This window comes from Leisingera sp. UBA4491 (genome assembly GCF_002388965.1).
GTDB classification, from domain to species: Bacteria; Pseudomonadota; Alphaproteobacteria; order Rhodobacterales; family Rhodobacteraceae; genus Leisingera; species Leisingera aquaemixtae.
Genome location: NZ_DGNN01000028.1, coordinates 124,604 through 143,030 on the forward strand (window position 1 = coordinate 124,604; position 18,427 = coordinate 143,030).

At 66.8% G+C, this 18,427-nt stretch carries 15 protein-coding genes and 1 riboswitch; of the genes, 2 read left to right on the plus strand and 13 right to left on the minus strand.

Annotated features, from left to right (window positions below):
• Positions 1-5 precede the first annotated feature (5 nt).
• A complete protein-coding gene (locus B2P87_RS16930; protein WP_141889427.1) occupies positions 6-3,374 on the plus strand; it encodes a M10 family metallopeptidase in 3,369 nt (1,122 codons plus the stop codon).
• Between the two features lie 73 nt (positions 3,375-3,447).
• Here the strand turns inward: B2P87_RS16930 and B2P87_RS16935 are convergent, their stop codons facing one another.
• From B2P87_RS16935 to B2P87_RS16960, 6 genes are all read right to left on the minus strand, one after another.
• Positions 3,448-5,019 (minus strand): alkaline phosphatase family protein, encoded by a 1,572-nt coding sequence (locus tag B2P87_RS16935; RefSeq protein ID WP_141889426.1) that lies wholly within the window; start codon positions 5,017-5,019, stop codon positions 3,448-3,450.
• 140 nt (positions 5,020-5,159) lie between these two features.
• Entirely contained in the window at positions 5,160-5,918 is a 759-nt protein-coding gene (locus B2P87_RS16940) for a maleate cis-trans isomerase family protein (protein WP_141889425.1), read from the minus strand.
• A gap of 15 nt (positions 5,919-5,933) precedes the next feature.
• Positions 5,934-7,100, minus strand: a complete 1,167-nt coding sequence (locus tag B2P87_RS16945) for a M24 family metallopeptidase (RefSeq protein WP_141889424.1) — start codon at positions 7,098-7,100, stop codon at positions 5,934-5,936.
• Positions 7,093-8,283, minus strand: coding sequence for a diaminopropionate ammonia-lyase (locus B2P87_RS16950; RefSeq protein ID WP_141889423.1), 1,191 nt, complete (start codon positions 8,281-8,283; stop codon positions 7,093-7,095). The genes B2P87_RS16945 and B2P87_RS16950 overlap by 8 nt, the downstream gene beginning before the upstream one ends.
• A 2-nt stretch (positions 8,284-8,285) precedes the next feature.
• On the minus strand, positions 8,286-9,431 hold the full coding sequence (locus B2P87_RS16955) for an amidohydrolase (RefSeq protein ID WP_141889422.1): 1,146 nt from the start codon (positions 9,429-9,431) through the stop codon (positions 8,286-8,288).
• A 168-nt stretch (positions 9,432-9,599) separates the two neighbouring features.
• Positions 9,600-10,133: a hypothetical protein gene (locus B2P87_RS16960; RefSeq protein WP_141889421.1), complete on the minus strand. Its 534-nt coding sequence runs from the start codon at positions 10,131-10,133 to the stop codon at positions 9,600-9,602.
• Between the two features lie 237 nt (positions 10,134-10,370).
• Here B2P87_RS16960 and B2P87_RS16965 point away from each other — a divergent pair, with 237 nt between their 5' ends.
• Positions 10,371-10,850: a YHS domain-containing (seleno)protein gene (locus tag B2P87_RS16965; protein ID WP_141889420.1), complete on the plus strand. Its 480-nt coding sequence runs from the start codon at positions 10,371-10,373 to the stop codon at positions 10,848-10,850.
• 86 nt (positions 10,851-10,936) lie between these two features.
• Here the strand turns inward: B2P87_RS16965 and B2P87_RS16970 are convergent, their stop codons facing one another.
• The 7 genes from B2P87_RS16970 to B2P87_RS17000 form a co-directional block, all read right to left on the minus strand.
• The gene (locus B2P87_RS16970) at positions 10,937-11,560 is read right to left on the minus strand and encodes a (d)CMP kinase (RefSeq protein WP_141889419.1); all 624 of its coding nucleotides are present in this window, start codon (positions 11,558-11,560) and stop codon (positions 10,937-10,939) included.
• On the minus strand, positions 11,557-12,903 hold the full coding sequence (aroA, locus tag B2P87_RS16975; protein ID WP_141889418.1) for a 3-phosphoshikimate 1-carboxyvinyltransferase: 1,347 nt from the start codon (positions 12,901-12,903) through the stop codon (positions 11,557-11,559). The genes B2P87_RS16970 and aroA overlap by 4 nt, the downstream gene beginning before the upstream one ends.
• 86 nt (positions 12,904-12,989) lie before the next feature.
• Positions 12,990-13,766, minus strand: a complete 777-nt coding sequence (trmB, locus tag B2P87_RS16980) for a tRNA (guanine(46)-N(7))-methyltransferase TrmB (protein WP_141889417.1) — start codon at positions 13,764-13,766, stop codon at positions 12,990-12,992.
• An 81-nt stretch (positions 13,767-13,847) separates the two neighbouring features.
• The gene (locus tag B2P87_RS16985; RefSeq protein ID WP_141889416.1) at positions 13,848-14,513 is read right to left on the minus strand and encodes a hypothetical protein; all 666 of its coding nucleotides are present in this window, start codon (positions 14,511-14,513) and stop codon (positions 13,848-13,850) included.
• Positions 14,514-14,717: 204 nt separating this feature from the next.
• The gene (gene metK, locus B2P87_RS16990) at positions 14,718-15,899 is read right to left on the minus strand and encodes a methionine adenosyltransferase (RefSeq protein WP_141889415.1); all 1,182 of its coding nucleotides are present in this window, start codon (positions 15,897-15,899) and stop codon (positions 14,718-14,720) included.
• Between the two features lie 7 nt (positions 15,900-15,906).
• Positions 15,907-15,956: riboswitch (SAM-SAH riboswitch) on the minus strand.
• Between the two features lie 61 nt (positions 15,957-16,017).
• The gene (gene lnt, locus B2P87_RS16995) at positions 16,018-17,517 is read right to left on the minus strand and encodes an apolipoprotein N-acyltransferase (protein WP_141889414.1); all 1,500 of its coding nucleotides are present in this window, start codon (positions 17,515-17,517) and stop codon (positions 16,018-16,020) included.
• Entirely contained in the window at positions 17,514-18,413 is a 900-nt protein-coding gene (locus tag B2P87_RS17000) for a hemolysin family protein (RefSeq protein WP_141889413.1), read from the minus strand. Before B2P87_RS17000 ends, lnt begins: the two co-directional genes overlap by 4 nt.
• Positions 18,414-18,427 lie beyond the last annotated feature (14 nt).

Here is an 18,427-nt window from a genome sequence, read left to right on the forward strand (position 1 = left end):
CGGTCATGTGTGAATATTGCGGTCAAGCCAATCACAGAATTCCCGAAGCCACCGGCAGCAGCGGCTCTGGCACCGGCACCGGCACCGGCGATGCCGGCGGCAAGCCGACGTATACGGTCGACCAGATCGCCCAGTATCTGTACCAGGGCTTCTGGGAGGATACCGGCCGCACCCAGCGCTCCTTTGATGTGCAAACCGGCGGGCAGCTGACGGTCAACCTCAGCGGGCTGAATGCAACCGGCAAGGAGACCGCCCGCAAGGCGCTGGAAAGCTGGACCGCGCTGACCGGGATCGAGTTTGCCGAGACCACCGGCAGCGCCAAGATCACCTTTGACGACAACAACTCCGGCGCCTACGCCAGCTCCACCGTCAGCAACGGCACCATTCTCAGCTCCCATATCAATGTGGACGACGGCTGGTCCGCCTACGGCAACTACTACCTGCAGACCTACATCCACGAGATCGGCCACGCCCTGGGGCTGGGCCACACCGGCAACTACAACGGCAGCGCCAGCTATGGCTCCGACGCGCATTTTGCCAATGACAGCTGGCAAATGTCGATCATGTCCTACTTCAGCCAGTCCGAAAACACTGCCGTCGATGCCTCCTTTGCCTATCTGGCAACGGCGCAGCTGGCTGACATCGCTGCGGTCCACCATCTCTATGGCACGCCTGTAAACGTGGAAACCGGCGACACCACCTATGGCGACGGCCAGACCACCGGCCGTTTCGGCATGGATCTGAACGGCGGCTGGGCGGTGGCGATTGTCGACAGCGGCGGCACCGACGTGATCAACCTCGGCTTGCGCAGCTACAATCAGACCCTGAACCTCAATGCGGGCACCTTCTCCAGCCTCAATGGCAAGACCGGCAACTTCTCCATCGCCAGCGGAACCGTGATCGAAAACGCCATCACCGGCAGCGGCATAGACAGCATCACCGGCAACGCCGCGGACAATGTTCTGGACAGCGGCGCCGGCAACGATCAGATCTCGGCAGGCGGCGGCAACGACACGCTGATCGGCGGCACCGGCGCGGATTACCTGACCGGCGGCGCGGGCGCCGACCGTTTCGTCTACCGGCAGCTGGGCGAGTCCGGCGACTCCATCGCCGACTTCAGCCTCGCCGCCGGAGACCGCGTCGATGTCAGCGCCCTGCTGCAAGAGATCGGCTATACCGGCACCGATGCGGCAGCCGACGGCGTCGTCTCGCTTCAGGCCGGCAGCGGCGGCTCCTGGCTGAAGATTTCCCACAACGGCAGCAGCACCCTGCTGGTGTTCCTGGCCGGTGTTGATGCAAACGCCGATGCGGCAGAAATCATCAACATCTCCGCCGCCCCGGACCCCGATCCGGAGCCCACACCGGACCCGGACCCAACCCCGGACCCGGATCCCACCCCGGACCCGGAACCAACCCCGGACCCGGATCCCACGCCGGAGGTCATCGACAACATCTATACCTTCACCAACAGCTTTGTGCCGAACTGGACCAGCGTTCTGGGCACCGTCACCGACACCAATGGCGGCACCGACACCCTGGATCTGAGCGCCGTGACCTATACGTCCTCGATCAACCTGCAAAGCGGCGTGTCCGGAACCATCGGCTCCAAAACGCTGACGGTCAGCGAGGGCTCGGAGATCGAGAACCTGATCCTGGGCAGCGCGTCTGACAAGGGCTACGGCAACAGCGCCGCCAACCTGATCGAAGGCCGTGACGGCAACGACCAGCTGTTCGGCCTGGACGGCGACGACACCCTGTCCGGCGGCAACGGCAGCGACAAACTGTATGGCGGCCTGGGCAGCGACAGCCTGGATGGCGGTGAGGGCCGGAACCAGCTGTACGGCGAGGACGGCGACGACACCGTTCTGGCAGGCGGCGGAAGCGACAAGATCTACGGCGGCGCCGGAAACGACAGCCTCAACGGCGGCGGCGGCCGGAACCAGCTGTACGGCGAGGATGGCGACGACACCGTTCTGGCAGGCGAAGCAAGCGACAGAATCTACGGCGGCGCCGGAAACGACAGCCTGGACGGCGGCGGCGGCAGCAACAGGGTCGAAGGCGGCCTGGGCGATGACGCCATCGTCACCGGCAGCGGCAGGGACCTGCTGGACGGCGGCGACGGCAATGACACAATTTCCGCCGGCGATGGCTACAACAAGGCCGATGGCGGCCTCGGCGATGACCTGATCAGCACCGGCAGCGGCAGAGACCAGATCAAGGGCGGCGACGGAAATGACACGATTGCCGCCGGCGACGGCTACAACAAGGCCGATGGCGGCCTCGGCGATGACTCGATCAGCGGCGGCAGCGGCAAGGACCAGTTCATCGGCGGCGACGGAAATGACACCCTGTCAGTCGGCGAAGGTTTCAACAAGGCCGATGGCGGCGCGGGCCACGACTGGATCACCAGCGGCAGCGGCAAAGACCAGTTGATCGGCGGTGACGGAAACGACACGATCGACGCAGGCGATGGCGACAACAGGGCCGATGGCGGCGAAGGCCACGACTCGATCACCAGCGGCAGCGGCAAGGACCGGATCAAGGGCGGCGACGGAAACGACATAATTGCGGCCGGCGATGGCGACAACCAGGTTTCCGGCGACGATGGCGACGACGTGATCACCAGCGGCAGCGGCAAGGACAGGATCAAGGGCGGCCTCGGAGATGACACCCTCTCGGCTGGCGGCGGCGACAACAAGCTGGACGGCGGCGACGGCAATGATGTGATCACCAGCGGCAGCGGCCGCGATAAGGTGAAAGGCGGCAATGGCGGCGATCTGATCGAAACCGGCGCGGGCGCTGACAATGTCAATGGCGGCGCAGGCAACGATACGATCCAGGCCGGCGCGGACGCCGACAAAGTCATCGGCGGCGACGGCGGCGACAGCCTGGATGGCGGCGACGGAGACGACAAGATCAGCGCCGGCAATGGTGATGACACCGCCGATGGCGGCGGCGGCGCGGACAAGATCAATGGCGGTGCCGGCAATGACACCATCCGCGGCGGCAGCGGCGATGACATGATTGACGGCAGCGCCGGCAGCGACCGGCTGGAAGGCGGCGCCGGGGCCGATATCCTGAAAGGCGGCGCGGATGCGGACGTGTTTGTCTTCGCCTCTGCCGAAGACGCAGGCGACATCCTGCGCGACTTCAGGCTAGGCGACGGCGATGCCCTCGATATCAGCGGCCTGCTTCTGGAGCTGGACACCAGCCTGGAAGACGCCCTGTCCAGCGGCAGCCTGTCGCTGAGCAGCACCAAGGAGGTCTGGCTGCAATACGACGCCGACGGCGAGGGCGGCAGCGATCCGCTGCAAATCGCCTGGGTGAAAGGGATCAACTCCAGCAATCAGCTGACCGAAGACTGGTTCATCTGACCCGGTGAACCGCGCAAGGCCCGGCTTCCGGACAGGACCGGGCCTTGCGCCGCGCCGGCGGCCCGGCCTGCGCTCAGCCCCGCGGCGCCTGAAACCGCGGTACGGACCGCGCCCCGTCCGCGGTGATCGACACCAGCGACAGCGTGTGGTCCATGTTCTTCATCCGGTGCCGCAGCATCAGCCGTGTCAGCCGGTTGAGATCTGCCGCATACTCCGGCTGCCCGGCCACGTTTTCCATCTCTCCCCGCCCCTCCGCATCAAACAGCATCGGCGGCAGGTCGGCGGCAAACTCCACCAGGGTAAAGCGCCCGTCCCGCAGGATCCCCAGGCTGCTGTCGCTTGGCGTGGTGCCAAGCGCCTTCTGCCACAGCGTCGGCTTCAACGGTTCTGAGAAATCCAGCTCCGAGAAGGAATACTGCCGCCAGTCCTGCGGCACCTCCCCGCGCAACAGCGGCAGCAGCGACCGCCCGTCCATGGCGTTCGGGATCTCCTGCCCCGCCCAGTCCAGAATGGTCGGCGTCACGTCGATCGACTCGGTGATCTGAGGGACGCAGGCGCCGGCGTTGCCCTCGTTGCCCGGCATCCGGATGATCAGCGGCGTGTGATAGGCGGCGTCATAGACCGTCATCTTGCCCCAGGCGTGCCGGTCGCCCAGCATTTCGCCGTGGTCGGCGGTGATCACCACCATGGTGCTGTCATACTGGCCCGTGTCCTTGAGGAATTGGATCACCCGCCCGGCATGGTGGTCCACCTCGGTGGCCAGCCCCAGATACACCGCGCGCAGGGTGCGGATGGTGTCATCCGTCGGCTCCAGATCCGGGAAGCCTTCGACAAAACCCGCCGCCGTGCTGCTGCGCAGTGCCGGATCAAAGAACGGATGCAGCGCACCTTCCTGCTCCGGCGTGTCCAGCCGCTGCGGCAGCGGCAGCGAGGCCGGGTCATACATGGTGTTATAAGGGGCCGGGGCCACCAGCGGCGGATGCGGGCGGATATAGGTCAGATGCGCGAACCAGCTCTCCTTGTGATAGGCCGCCATCTTGCCCAGGAAGGAGTCGGTGAGAAACGCGGTATCGCTGTCCTCTGCCGCGTAAAGCGCCGGATCGTTCAGCCGCGGCGCACCGCCACCGGGCGAAACCGGCTTGTAGACATCCCAGTAGTTTTCGAACTCATAGCCCCGGTTCATCAGATGCGACTGCCAGGGATAGGACATCTCCAGCCGCATCTCGGTCATCTCGTGGAAGCCGTTCATCGGAAACTCATAGGTGCGCAGCGCCGGGTCGTTGGCATCAAAGGCGCGCGGGTCCTGCGCGGTGTCGGTATAACCGAACAGCATCGGCAAATAGCCCGCCTTGCGCATCTCGGTGGCAATGTTGGGGGTATCGTGGCGCAGCGGCGTGCCATTGCGCACCGACCGGTGGTTCATCGCATACTGCCCGGTCAGGATCGACGCCCGCGACGGCCCGCAGGGGTTGGTCACCGAGTAATGCCGCTGGAACGACACCGCCTCCTGCATGAAGGCGCGGATGCTGGGCAGCTCCACATGCCTGGCCATCGCCCCGAACACGCAATCCGCCCGCAGCTGATCAATGATGATAAACAGGACGTTGCGGGTCGCGGGGCGGTTCTGGGGAGGGGTGGCAGGCATCCGGGTGTCCTTGCGCGGCACAGGTCAGGGTTCGGCTGTCAAACTGTGATGATCCGGACGCGGATTTCAAGCGCGGACTGCACGGCCCGGAGGAACAGCCTGCCGCGAATTGTCAGCTGGCAATTCCCGTAAAATTCTACCTATCCGGCCGCCAGACCCCGGGCGAACAGCCTGCCGAACTGCGGCTGGGGGTCCGTGATCCCGGCCAGCCGCAGCATGTGCCAGGCCAGCGCCTGATTGCTGGAGACCACCGGCACCCCGGCCGCCGCCTCGATCTGCGGGATCACCCGCAGGCAGCGCAGGTTGGTGCAGGAGATCACGATGGCGTCGCAGTCCGCGGCACTGGCCACCTGCTGCGCCGCCGCGGCAATCGCCGCCTCGGTGATCCGCGCCACCACCCGGTCGTCCATTTCCTCAAACGAGCCGAAACCGGCGATTTCGAACCCCGCCTCTTCCAGCTTCTGCCGCATCTGCGCCGAGACTTCCGGCAGATAAGGCGTGACAAACCCCAGCCGCGCGGCCCCCAGCGCCCGGCCCGCGGCGATGATCGCCGCCAGCGGGTCAGTGACCTTGGCCCGGGGCAGCACGGTCTGCACCGCCGCTGCCACCCTGGCCGAGCCGATCACCGTTGACGCAGACGTGCAGCCATAACCGATCACGTCGAAATCCGGGGCGGAAGGAAACAGCCGGGCAGAGTCCGGCAGATCCGCCTGCATCCGCGCCAGCGTCTCCGGGCGGACTTCGGGCACCATCGGAATGCGGCTGTGATAGAGCGCCACGCCGTCCTGCGCCATCATCCGGGCGAACTCCGGCTCCAGCGTCTCATCGGTTTCCAGCACGATCACCCCCAGCGTGGCGCGGGTGCCGATGCCTGCATCCGTGTCAAAGGGCAGTTTCATGGCCCAAGGCCTCCTTCAGATTACCGGCAGCTCGGGGGCGGCGCGGGCTGTCAGCAGCTCTGCCCCGTCCGCGCGCACCACGATGTTTTCCTCATGCACCATGATCCGGCCATCGCCATAGCTCAGCGAAGGCTCCAGCGTCAGCACCATGTTTTCCTCGATCACCGTCCCGTCAAACGCAGCGTGCGAGGGCCATTCGGTCAGCTGCATGCCCAGCCCATGCCCCAGCCGGCCCACGTCGCCGCCCTGACCGTCCATCCCGGCGATCACGGACTGCATCGCCTGGAACAGCTCGCGGCAGGTGGCACCCGGTCTGGCGGCAGCAATCCCGGCCTCGGTCGCCCGCCACAGCACGTCATAAGCTTGGCGCGACAGGTCATCGGCCCGGCCAATCGCAAAGTTGCGGTCGAAGTCGCAGAAGTAGCCGTCCCAGGTGGCGCCGGTGTCCAGCATCACGATGTCGCCCGCCTGCAGGGGCCGGCCGGTCGGCGGCGAGATCACGTCGCTGTAGCCGCCCTGACCGGCGCCGCCGACCAGATAGGGCACATCGTCCGCGCCCTGCGCCAGCGCCTCGCGCCGGAAGGCGCGGAACAGATCCTCAAACGGCTGGCCTTCACGGGCGATCTGCGGCACCTGCGCAAAGGTGCGCGAGCCGATGGCGCAGATATGGCGCAGTTTTTCGATCTCGGCGGCGGATTTCACCATCCGCAGGCTGCGCACCAGCGGCGTGGCATCCGCCACCTTCAGCCCCGGCAGCCCCGCCATCAGCCGCTCATAATCGCCCAGCGGCATCCTGAGCGACGTCTCGTGCCCCTTCAGGATGCCGATAGAACCGCCACGGGACGCAATTGGCGACAGCAGCTCCGTCAGCAGGCTGAGGCCGTCATCCTTGGGCGCGGGCGCGCTCCAGGTGCGGATGTCCTCGATCCAGGTGCGGCGCATCAGGTCGGCGCCGATCTCCGGGATGATGGCAACGGGCTCGCCTGCGGGCGGCACAAACAGGAACCACGGCCGGGTCGGGCTTTGCCAGAACAGCGTGTGGAAGCCGCTGAAATAGCGCACCTCCGGCTCTGTCAGCAGCAACAGCCCGTCCAGACCCTGCGCCGCCATCAGCGCCTGCGCCTTCCCGGTGCGGGCGGCGAATTCCGCCTCCGGAAAGCCGCGCGCGGGCGTCTCAGACATGGTCCTTGCCTTCCATGATCGCGGCAAAGATCGCGGGGTCCGTAACCCCCTCAGAGCCGATCAGCAGCACGCGGGCGTTTTCATCCAGCCCCAGTGTCTTCTTCATCTCAGGCGACTTGCACGCCGCGATCAGCGCCGCCAGCCCCGCCACCGCGCTTTCGCCGGCCTCCACCGCGGGATCGCCGGTTTCGCCATTGGCCAGCAGCCGCACCGCGGGGGCCACGATGCTGTCGGGAATGGTCACGAAATCGGTGGCTTCTTCGGCCAGGATCTCCCAGGCCATTTCCGACGGCTCGCCGCAGGAGAGGCCCGCCATGATGGTTTCTTCCTTGATGGCGAAATTGGTCGCCTTGCCAGCCTTGGCGCTGTCGAACAGGCAGGCCGCCAGTTCCGGCTCGACAATCACCACCCGCGGGGACGCCGCACCGTAATACTGCCGCAACGCCGCCGCGACTGAGGCCGCCAGCCCGCCGACCCCGCCCTGCAGGAACACATGGGTCGGGGGCTGCTCCAGCGCCTCGCAAGCCTCGCGGGTCATCACGCTGTAGCCGGCCATCACGTCGCGCGGCGGCTCGGTGTAGCCGTCCCAGGAGGTGTCGGAGACCACGAACCAGCCGTTTTCCTCCGCTTCTTTCTTGGCCAGCAGGACCGAGGCATCATAGTCGCCGTCGATCCGGATCACCTCGGCGCCCAGATCGCGCATCGCCGCGGCGCGGCCCTCGCTGACCTCGGCATGGATGTAGATCCGGCAGGGCGCGCCGAACCGCTGGCAGCCCCAGGCCAGCGAGCGGCCGTGGTTGCCGTCGGTGGCAGAGACCAGGGTGATCCCGGTGCAGGCGTCCTTGTGGACGCCCTTGCGGATCTCCTCCAGGCTGACGTCCTGGCCCAGCTGCTTGCTCAGCTCCCGCTGCAGCACCCGCAGCGCCGCATAAGACCCGCCCAGCGCCTTGAAGCTGCCCAGGCCGAACCGCGGGCCTTCGTGCTTGTAGTCGATCCGGGCGACACCGATCTGCGACGCCAGCCCGGACAGGGACACCAGCGGCGTTGCCGCATACCCCTCCCAGGCGGTGATTTCTGCCTGAGCCTTGGCAAAGTCCTGTTCCGACAGCACGCTATAGGCCGCCTCGCCGGGTTTCGGGTTTCCTGCCGTGTGGCGCAGGGCAACAGCAAATTGTTCAAGCATCGTCAGTCCTTTCCCGCTGGCAGCCGGTCCCGCACCAGCTGCACCCAGACCTCCGCGCCGATGGGCAGCAGAGCGTCGTTGAAATCATAATCCGCCGCATGGAGCGGCTGGCCGTGCGGCCCGTCTTCGCCATTGCCCAAGAGCAGGAAGCAGCCGGGCACGGCGTTGGCGAAATGGGCAAAATCCTCCGAGAAGCTCATCGGCGGGCGGTTGCAGATCACGGCGCAGCCCGCAGCCTCTGCGGCGCGATAAACGGCCTCCGCCGGGCCTTGGGCGTTGATGGTTTCCACGAATTCGGTGTTGAAGCTCACCTCCGCCTTCACCCCGTGGGTGGCCGCCACACCGGCGGCGATCTGGCGCATGAAGCGTTCCACCGCGGCGCGGTCCTCCGGCACCCGGGCGCGCACGTCGCCCTTCAGCACCGCATGGCCCGGCAGCACGTTGCGCTGGCCGTCGGTCAGAAACTCGGTCACGGAAACAACCGCCCCCGCCCCCGGCGCCAGCTTGCGCGACACGATGGTTTGCAGCGCCAGCACCATTTCTGCGCCGACGGTGATGGCGTCCACGCCCGCCTGCGGCATCGAGGCATGGCCGCCCTGCCCCTTGATCGCGATCTCAATCAGGCTCTCGCTGCTGCAGATCTGGCCCGTCCGGGTCGAGACCTGTCCCACAGGCGCGCCCGGCAGATTGTGGATGGCATAGACCTCCTCGATCGGGAACCGCTCCAGCACGCCCTCGGCAATCATCGCCTGCGCGCCCAGGCCGTGTTCCTCGTTGGGCTGGAACAGGAACACCACGGTGCCGTCAAACCCCTGCTCCTGCGTCAGCCGTTCGGCGGCGCCCAGAAGCATCGTCATGTGGCCGTCATGGCCGCAGGCGTGCATCACGCCCGGCGTTTCAGAGACATAATCATGGGCAGAGGTTTCGCTGATCGGCAGCGCATCCATATCGGCCCGCAGCCCGATGGCGCGGTTGCCGGTGCCGGCCCGCAGCAGTCCGACCACGCCCGCGCCCTCATGCACCTCCAGCCCTAGAGCGCGCAGATGCGCCGCCACCCTGGCCTTGGTGCGGTCTTCCCGGAAGCCAAGCTCCGGGTGCCGGTGAAAGTCCCGGCGCAGCGCTGTCAGGCGGTCCTGAAAGCTGGTCATAGGCGCTCTCCAAGCTGTTTGAGGCGACTTTAGGCCGCCGCATCCAGCTTGACGCATATTATTCCGGCCCGAGGGTGACGAAATTGATCGAACCGCCGGGCAATCGGGCTGAATTTCGTACTCTGCCCCGGCGCGGCGCCAACGGTCCTTGACGGATGGCCCAGCCCGCTAGATTTCCTCGCCTTTTTCCAGCAGCTCCTCGATCAGCTGACGCTGGATCCCCGGGCTGTCGCCGCCTCCGAATTGCAAGGCTCCCCCGGTGTAGAGCGTGCCATAGGTGCGGGCGATATTCACCGTCTGCCCCAGGCCCGAGATCAGCTGGTCCTTTTGCAGCGCGGACAGCGGGTGGATGAACACCGCCCACAGCTGGCCGCGCGCCACCGCATAGCGCGCATCCAGCGCGGTGTCGAAATTGGCCTGCATCATCCGCATCAGCTCCTCCGCCGTCAGCCCCTCCGCCGGGCGCAGCGGCACCATCGCCCGCATCCGGTCCGCTGCCGGATCGGTGACCACCAGCACCGGCACCCCGGCGATGGTCAGCTGAAAGCCCGGGCCCACCGGCTGCGCCGCGCCGTCCAGGGCAAAGAGGATGCGGCCCAGCCGTTCATAGGTCATCGGCGGCTCCGGCTCTGCGCCCGTGTCCTGCGCCAGCGCGGGCGCAGCCAATACGCAAGCAATCACAAATCTCAGCAGCCAGGCCATGACGGCACCTCCCCCTTTTGACGCTGCCTTTCAGGCTAATGCGCTGCCGCCTGCGGCTCCATGCACAGTTGGGTGAGGCACCGGCAGGCGCGCAGCCCGGAATTTCAGGACGATCTGCAAGATCACCGGGACGGATGGAGATTAAACGTACAGCGCTTCGGACTTAGCTTCGTATCACTGGGCTGCACAGCCGCCCGGGACATCTTGAAACCGCATACAGATCCGATGAGGACCAACATGAAAACGCTTCTGACAACCGCCCTGATTTCGCTGTCCGCCGTGCTGGCCGCGCCCGCCTTTGCCGCCGACGAGGTCAATGTCTCCAACGGCATCTCTGCCGGCGGCGCGCCGCTGGGCGCGCATGGCGTCGATCTGGTGGCGCTGCTGGACAGCCGCAACCCGGTGGAAGGCGTGGCCTCCTATTCCGCCACCGTGGACGGCGCTTCGTATTATTTCGCGTCTGAAGAAAACAAGACCGCGTTCGAGGCCAGCCCGGCGAAATACCTGCCGCAGCATGGCGGCTTCTGCTCCTACGGGGTGTCAGTCGGCAAGAAGTTCGACGGCGACCCGGACCAGTATCTGGTGCATGACGGCAAGCTGTTCCTGTTCCTGAACGCCGCCACCCGCGCGGCCTTCCTGGAAGACGTCGCAGGCACCGCCAAGACCGCGGACAGCCAGTGGGCCGAAATCAAGCACGTGGCGGTCGGCGCGCTCTGATCCCGCGCAGGCCGTGTCCCGCCGGGCAGGCTTTCCCACCTGCCTCTTGGCCCGCAGCTGATGTCTCAGTTGCGGGCGTATCCGCGTCAGTCCGCGGGCTGCATCCGGCTTTCGATCACGGCCAAAGCCCGGGCCAGCGCTTCTTCGATGCTCAGGTCGCTGGTGTCGATCAGCACCGCGTCATCGGCCGGTTTCAGCGGCGCCTCGGCGCGGTTCATGTCGCGGTCGTCTCGTGCCTTCACGTCGGCCAGCACTTCGGCCAGGGTGATCACCTTGCCGGCCGCCGCCAGTTCCAGGAACCGCCGCCGGGCGCGCACCTCGGCGCTGGCGGTGACAAACAGCTTCACCTGCGCATAGGGGCAGATCACCGTGCCGATGTCGCGCCCGTCCAGCACCGCGCCGCCCGCCCGGCGGGCAAAGGCGCGCTGAAAGTCCACCAGCGCCGCGCGCACTTCGGCAATCACCGCCACCTTGGAGGCCGCCTGCGCCACCTCCGGCCCGCGCAGGTCCTCTCGTGCCAGATCCTGCGGTGTCAGGGTCTGGGCCGCCGTGACCGGCGCCACGCCTTCCAGCATCTTGGCGCCGACCGCCCGGTACAGCAGCCCGGTATCCAGGTGGCCGAAGCCGTAATGGGCCGCCACCGCCTTGGAGATGGTGCCCTTGCCTGCGGCGGCCGGTCCGTCGACCGCTATGGTAAAACTCTTGCTCATGTGCGTTCCAGCCTGGCCCCCAGATTGCCCATCAGGGTTTCAAAGATCGGGAAGGAGGTTGCGATCGGGCTGCCGTCATCGACCGAGACAGCGTTCTGCGCGCCCATGCCCATCACCATGAAGGACATGGCGATGCGGTGGTCCAGGAAGCTTTCGCAGGTGCCGCCGCCCGGAACGCCGTCAATGCCGAGGCCGGTGACCGCCCACCAGTCCTCGCCTTCCTCGACCGCGACGCCATTGGCGCGCAGGCCCCTGGCCATCGCGTCGATGCGGTCGCTTTCCTTGACCCGCAGTTCCTTCACACCCGCCATCATGGTCTTGCCCTCGGCGAAGGCGGCCACCACCGACAGCACCGGGTATTCGTCGATCATCGAGGCGGCGCGCTCCGGCGGCACTTCGATACCCTTCATATTGGGCGAGTATTTGGCGCGCAGGTCGGCCACCGGCTCGCCGCCCTCCTCGCGCATGTTCTCGAACGTCAGGTCGGCGCCCATGTCCTGCAGGGTGTAGTAGAGGCCCGCGCGGGTCGGGTTGAGGCCGATGTTCGGCACCAGCACGTCTGAACCGGGGGTGATCAGCGCGGCGCAAACTGGAAACGCCGCGGAAGACGGATCACGCGGCACCGCGATCACCTGCGGTTTCAGCTCCGGGCGGCCGGTCAGGGTGATGACGCGGCCCTCATCGGTGTCCTCGGTGGTGATCTCGGCGCCGAAACCGGCCAGCATCCGTTCGGTATGGTCGCGGGTGGCTTCCTTCTCGATCACCACGGTCTTGCCAGGCGCGTTGAGGCCCGCAAACAGCACTGCGGATTTCACCTGCGCCGACGGCACCGGCACCTCATAGCGGACCGGAACCGGATCCGCCGCGCCGATGATGGTCATCGGCAGCCGCCCGCCGGAGCGGCCTACGGACTGGGTGCCGAACAGCGCCAGCGGGTCGGTGACGCGCGCCATCGGGCGCTTGTTCAGAGAAGCGTCGCCGGTGAAGGTCGCGGTGATCGGAGAGGTCGCCATAACGCCCATGATCAGCCGCACGCCGGTGCCGGAGTTGCCGCAGTCGATCACATCGTCCGGCTCCGCAAAGCCGCCGACGCCAACGCCGAACACCGACCAGTTGCCGCCGCCATGGTTCACCACCTCGGCGCCAAAAGCCTGCATCGCCTTGGCGGTGTCCAGCACATCTTCGCCTTCCAGCAGGCCGGAGATCTTCGTCTCCCCCACCGACAGCGCGCCCAGGATCAGCGACCGGTGCGAGATCGACTTGTCGCCGGGCACCTCCGCCACGCCCTTAAGCGGGCCAGAGCGGTGCGAGGTCATCGGGATGGGCGTGCCGTGTCCGGACATGGGGCTTCCTTCGTCTGTCGGTCGTTCGTCTGTTCGTTTGCGCTATCGGTAACGGATTGGGTCTGGCCGGTCCAGCGTAATTGGCCTCAGCCCAGGCGGCGGAAGGTCAGGTAATGCGGCGTGCGGCCTTCGCGCAGAGCCTTCTGCTCATAGCGGGTGGAGATCCAGTCCTGCCAGGGCTGGCGCCAGTCTTCGGGGCCTTCGGCCAGCCATTCGAAACCGGCCTTGGGCACCTCCTCAAGCGTCTGGCGCACGTAATCGGGGATATCGGTCGCCACCCGGAAGATCGCGCCTGGCTTCAGGCAGCGGGCCAGCGGTTCCAGATGCTCCTGCGTCACAAACCGGCGGCGGTGGTGGCGCTTCTTCGGCCAGGGGTCCGGGTACAGCAGGAAGGCGCGCGAGACCGACCCCGCGGGCAGCACATCCATCAGGTCGCGGGCATCGCCCGGGTGGATGGCGATATTGTCCGCGCCTGAGTTGCGGATCTTGCCCAGCAGCATCGCCACGCCGTTGATAAAGGGTTCGGCGCCGATGATGCCGGCATCCGGATTGCTGACGGCCTGATGCACCAGATGCTCGCCGCCGCCAAAGCCGACTTCCAGCCACACATCCCTGCCGCCAAACAGCGCGCCGAGGTCCAGCGGCGTGCGCTCCGGGTTCTCCTCCCAGCCGACGGCGCCGGGGCTGAGCTTGGCCAGATCCTCGTCCAGATAGCGCTTCTGGCTGTCCTTCAGCGTCTTGCCCTTGAAGCGGCCGTAAAAATTGCGCCAGGGCGCGCCGCTGGCGTGTTTCTCTGCCGCATTGGTGGCGGCGGGCTGGGCATCCTTGGACTGGTCGTCGCGGGGCTTCTGGTCGCCGGACATGCGTCTGGGCTCCTGTTCGAGGCGGTATTTGAAAGGCTGGCCGCTCCTGTGCCGCAAGCAGGCCTTGGGGTCAAGCCGGCGTCAGCGCGGCTGGCGCTGCGGCCCGGGCAGAACCTCCCGCAGAACGCCGGCGGCGATCAGGCGCAGGCGGCTGGGATACCACTCCCCGTCGGGGCCGGTGCGCAGCGTCTCGATGGCAAAGGCAGGATCGACGCCGCGCGCCACCATATAGCTGAGATGGTCGTAGATCTCGCGCTGGGTGTCTTCATAAATCCACGAGCCGAACTCAAACGGGGTCGACCAGCGCTGCGCCTTGCGTTCGCTGCGGTAGTATTCGTGCACCGCCTGCGCCGGCCAGTTGCGCTGGTGGAACCCGATGCGGGAGCCAAGCGTCATCCGCCGCCGGTTGCCGGCCAGAAAGACATCGACGCAGGCGCTGATGCATTCGCCGTCGATCAGGGTGTCCAGCCCGTAGTCCAGCACCAGCGCGGCAATCTCCTCGCCCGCAAAGACACTGCCGCCGATGCTGTTGAGCTGCAGTTCGGTGATCTGCGGCGTCTGGGCCAGGATCTCCTTCAGCTTTTCGGCATCCTCGTCGGTGATCTCCGCCTGCTCGCCTTCCACGTCCGTTCCGGTGTCATAGACAAGCGTCTGGCCCTGCAGGCTGAATTTCTGCGGCAGCGTTTCCCTGGCGGCCGCGGACAGCGGCAGCGCCAGGCAAAGAAAGGCAATTGTCAATCGCAGCATCGCAGCCCCAAAAAGCTGAAGAAGTCCACCCGATACTATGGCGCAGCCGGGCGGCCGGCTCCAGCCTGAACACGTCAGGAAGGCTGCCGGTGCGCCGCGCCCGGCGGGCGCGGCGCGTTGCCTGAATGTGCCGGTCCGGGCGAAAGTACCCCGGACATGAAAAGAGCGGACCCTGCGGCCCGCTCCCCCTTTGTGCCAATGGCCTCAGACCGCTTTTTTCAGCGCCTCGGCCAGATCTGTGCGTTCCCAGCTGAAGCCGCCGTCAGCCTCCGGCTCGCGGCCGAAGTGGCCATAGGCCGCGGTGCGCTGGTAGATCGGCCTGTTCAGACCCAGGTGCTGGCGGATGCCGCGCGGGGTCAGGTCCATCACCTGATCAATCGCCTTTTCGATGGCAGCGGGCTCAACTTCGCCGGTGCCGTGGGTGTCGGCATAGATCGACAGCGGCTTGGACACGCCGATCGCATAGGACAGCTGGATGGTGCATTTGTCCGCCATCCCCGCGGCCACCACGTTCTTGGCCAGGTAGCGCGCAGCATAGGCGGCCGAGCGGTCCACCTTGGTCGGATCCTTGCCGGAGAACGCGCCGCCGCCGTGCGGGGCCGCGCCGCCGTAGGTGTCGACGATGATCTTGCGGCCGGTCAGGCCCGCGTCGCCATCCGGGCCGCCGATCACGAACTTGCCGGTCGGGTTCACGTGCCAAACGGTGTTCTCGGTCAGCCAGCCGTCGGGCAGGGTTTCGCGGATGTAGGGTTCGACGATGGCGCGGATGTCATTCGAGGTCAGCGAGTCGTCCAGATGCTGGGTCGACAGCACCAGCGAGCTGATGCCCACCGGCTTGCCGCCTTCATAGATAACCGACAGCTGCGATTTCGCATCCGGGCCCAGCGCCGGCTCGGTGCCGTTTTTGCGCACCTCGGCCAGGCGGCGCAGGATGGCGTGCGAATACTGGATCGGGGCCGGCATCAGCGCGTCGGTTTCATTGGTGGCAAACCCGAACATGATGCCCTGGTCGCCGGCGCCTTCGTCCTTCTCGCCCGAGGCATCGACGCCCTGCGCGATATGGGCGGACTGCTCGTGCAGCAGGTTGGTCACTTCCACCGTCTCGTGGTGGAATTTCTCCTGCTCGTAGCCGATGTCCTTGATGCAGGCGCGGGCGATCTCGTCGATCTTGCCCATGTAGTCGTGCAGCTTGTCCTGATCGGACAGGCCGACTTCGCCCCCGATGACGACACGGTTCGTGGTGGCGAAAGTTTCAGCTGCCACACGTGCTTCGGGCTCTTCCGCCAGGAAAGCGTCCAGCACTGCATCGGAAATGCGGTCGCAGACCTTGTCCGGGTGGCCTTCGGAAACCGATTCCGAAGTGAAGGTGTAGTTCATACGGGTCATGAAAGAGTGCTCCATTGAGGTTCAGCCCGCCACGCCAGGAAGCCGTTGTGGCAGGTATCGGGCCGCATTACGCGGCAAGACCGCGCGGGTCAACTTATATTCGGATAGAGTTAATCAGCTATGAGCGCAGCGCAAGGGGCCGGCGGCGGAAGAATGCGGCAAATGCCCCCAAAAGACACAGCAACAGAACCGGCCAGTCGCCGGTGCGGCTGTGGAGCGTCGGCGGCAGCGCTTTTGGCAGGCTTGCGTCGATGTATCCGGCCTCCCCCAGCGGCAGGCTGTCCAGCAGCGCCCCGTCCGGCGCGATCATGGCGGAGACGCCGGTGTTGGCGGCGCGGATCATCGGCAGCCCCTGCTCCAGCGCCCGCATCCGGGCCTGCACAAGATGCTGGTACGGGCCGGACCGGGTGCCGAACCAGGCGTCATTGGTGATCTGCACCAGCATTTGCGGCCGGGTTTCGGCGGCGTTCACATCCTGAGGGAAAACAGCCTCATAGCAGATCAGCGGCAGGGCGCTGCCGACCGGCAGCTCCATCACCTGCGCGCCGGGTCCGGCGGCATAGCCCGCGCCCGCCTGGGAGGCAAATCCGTAGATGCCGAACCGCGCCAAGACGTCTCCGAACGGCACATATTCCCCGAACGGCACCAGATGCGCCTTGTCATAGGTGGCGGCAGCCATGCCGTCGGCGTCCAGCAGCACCGCGGAGTTATAGTAGGCGCCTGCCTCCTCGCGCTGGATGCCCAGCAGGACCGGCACGCCGCCCGCGCTGTCCGAGATGACCCGCAGCGTGTCCCCGGCATAGTTCAGCAGCTGCGGCACCGCGGTTTCCGGCCAGACGATCAGGTCGGGGCGCGGCGCCCCTGCCGAAAACGCAACGGAGCGGCGGACAAATTCCCAGCGGTGGTCCGGGTGCCATTTCAGGTTCTGCGGTGCGTTGGGCTGAACGATTCGCACCGTCTTGCCGGTCGGCGCGGCCTGCTCTGGGGCCGGCACGGCGGCGGCCGCAGCCGCGGACAGGACCAGCGGCGCGGCGGCGGCAACCGGCGCCTGCCGGATCAGGGCCAGCGGCAGGAAGGCCGCCAATGTCAGCAGGCCCAGCCCCTGCGGCCCGATCCAGGGCAGCAGGTTCGCGGCCGGCGTATCGATCCAGAACTGCCCGAAGCCCGCCCAGGGAAACCCCGTCAGCAGATAGGCCCGGGCAAATTCCGCCAGCGTCCACACCGCCGCCAGCACCGGCACCCGCCAGGCGCCGCGGCTGAGCCGCGCGGTGAGGCCAAAGGCCACGCCCCAGAACAGGGCAAGGCCCGCGGCCAGGAACACCAGCGCAAACGGCGCCATCCAGGCGTGGCGCTCCGGGTCGATTTGAAAGGGTTCGATGATCCACGACAGGCCAAAGGCGAAATACCCCAGCCCGAACAGCCAGCCCGCCAGCGCCGCCGTGCGGGCCGAGGCGGCCTGCAGGACCAGCCAGCCGGCCGCAGCCAGCGCCACCGGCAGCCCGAACAGGAGATGCCAGGGGGCAAGCGACAGCGACAGCAGCGCACCGCCGCCCACCGCCAGCGCGGCCGGCGCCAGCCGGAGCCCGCGGGCCGCCCGGCGCAGCCCGAGTGACATCATGCGGCGGCGTCCGGCAGCCGCACGCGCAGCCGCTTGATCCGGCGCGGGTCGGCGTCGATCACCTCAAACTCGGCCCCTTCAGGATGTTCGATCACCTCGCCGCGGGCGGGCACCCGGCCCGACAGCATGAAGACCAGACCGCCCAGGGTGTCGATTTCTTCTTCATCGACCGCGTCATGGCTGGTCAGGGACTGGCCGATCTCGCTCTCGAATTCCGGAAGCGGCGTGCGGGCCAGGGCGATGTAGCTGCCCGGCTTCTCCTGGTACCAGGTCTGCAGCTCGTCGGCGTCGTGCTCATCCTCGATCTCGCCGACCACCTGTTCGATCAGGTCCTCGATGGTCACCAGACCGTCGACACCGCCGTATTCGTCGATCACCAGCGCCATGTGGCGGCGCTCGGCCTGCATCTTGGTCAGCAGCACCCCGATCGGCATCGACGGCGGCACAAACAGCAGCGGCCGCAGCATCCGCTGCAGGTCGAACTCAGTGCTGCCGCCATTGAAGCCATGGGTGAGCGAGAAATCCTTGAGGTGGACAAAGCCCAGGGGCGTGTCCAGCGTGCCCTCGTACACCGGGATCCGGGTAAAGCCGCTTTGCCGGAAGATGCCGACCAGGTCGTCCTTGTCGATGGTGACCGGCACCGCAGCAATCTCGGCGGAGGGGATGGCCACGTCTTCCACCCGCAGCCTGCGCAGATTGATCATGCCATGCGCGCCGGAGCCGGCGGCCGGCCGATCGCTGCCTGGGTCGTCTTCTGCCTGCGGTTCCGCGCCGAACACGCTGAAAAGCCGTGCCCAGAAACCGGTTTTCTCGGTGGCCGGCGCTTCTGGCGCCGTGCCGTTCATGTTCTGCAGCGCGCCCTGCGCCGCGTTAGAACTTCCTTCTGTGTCGCCCATCGGTCCTATCCAAA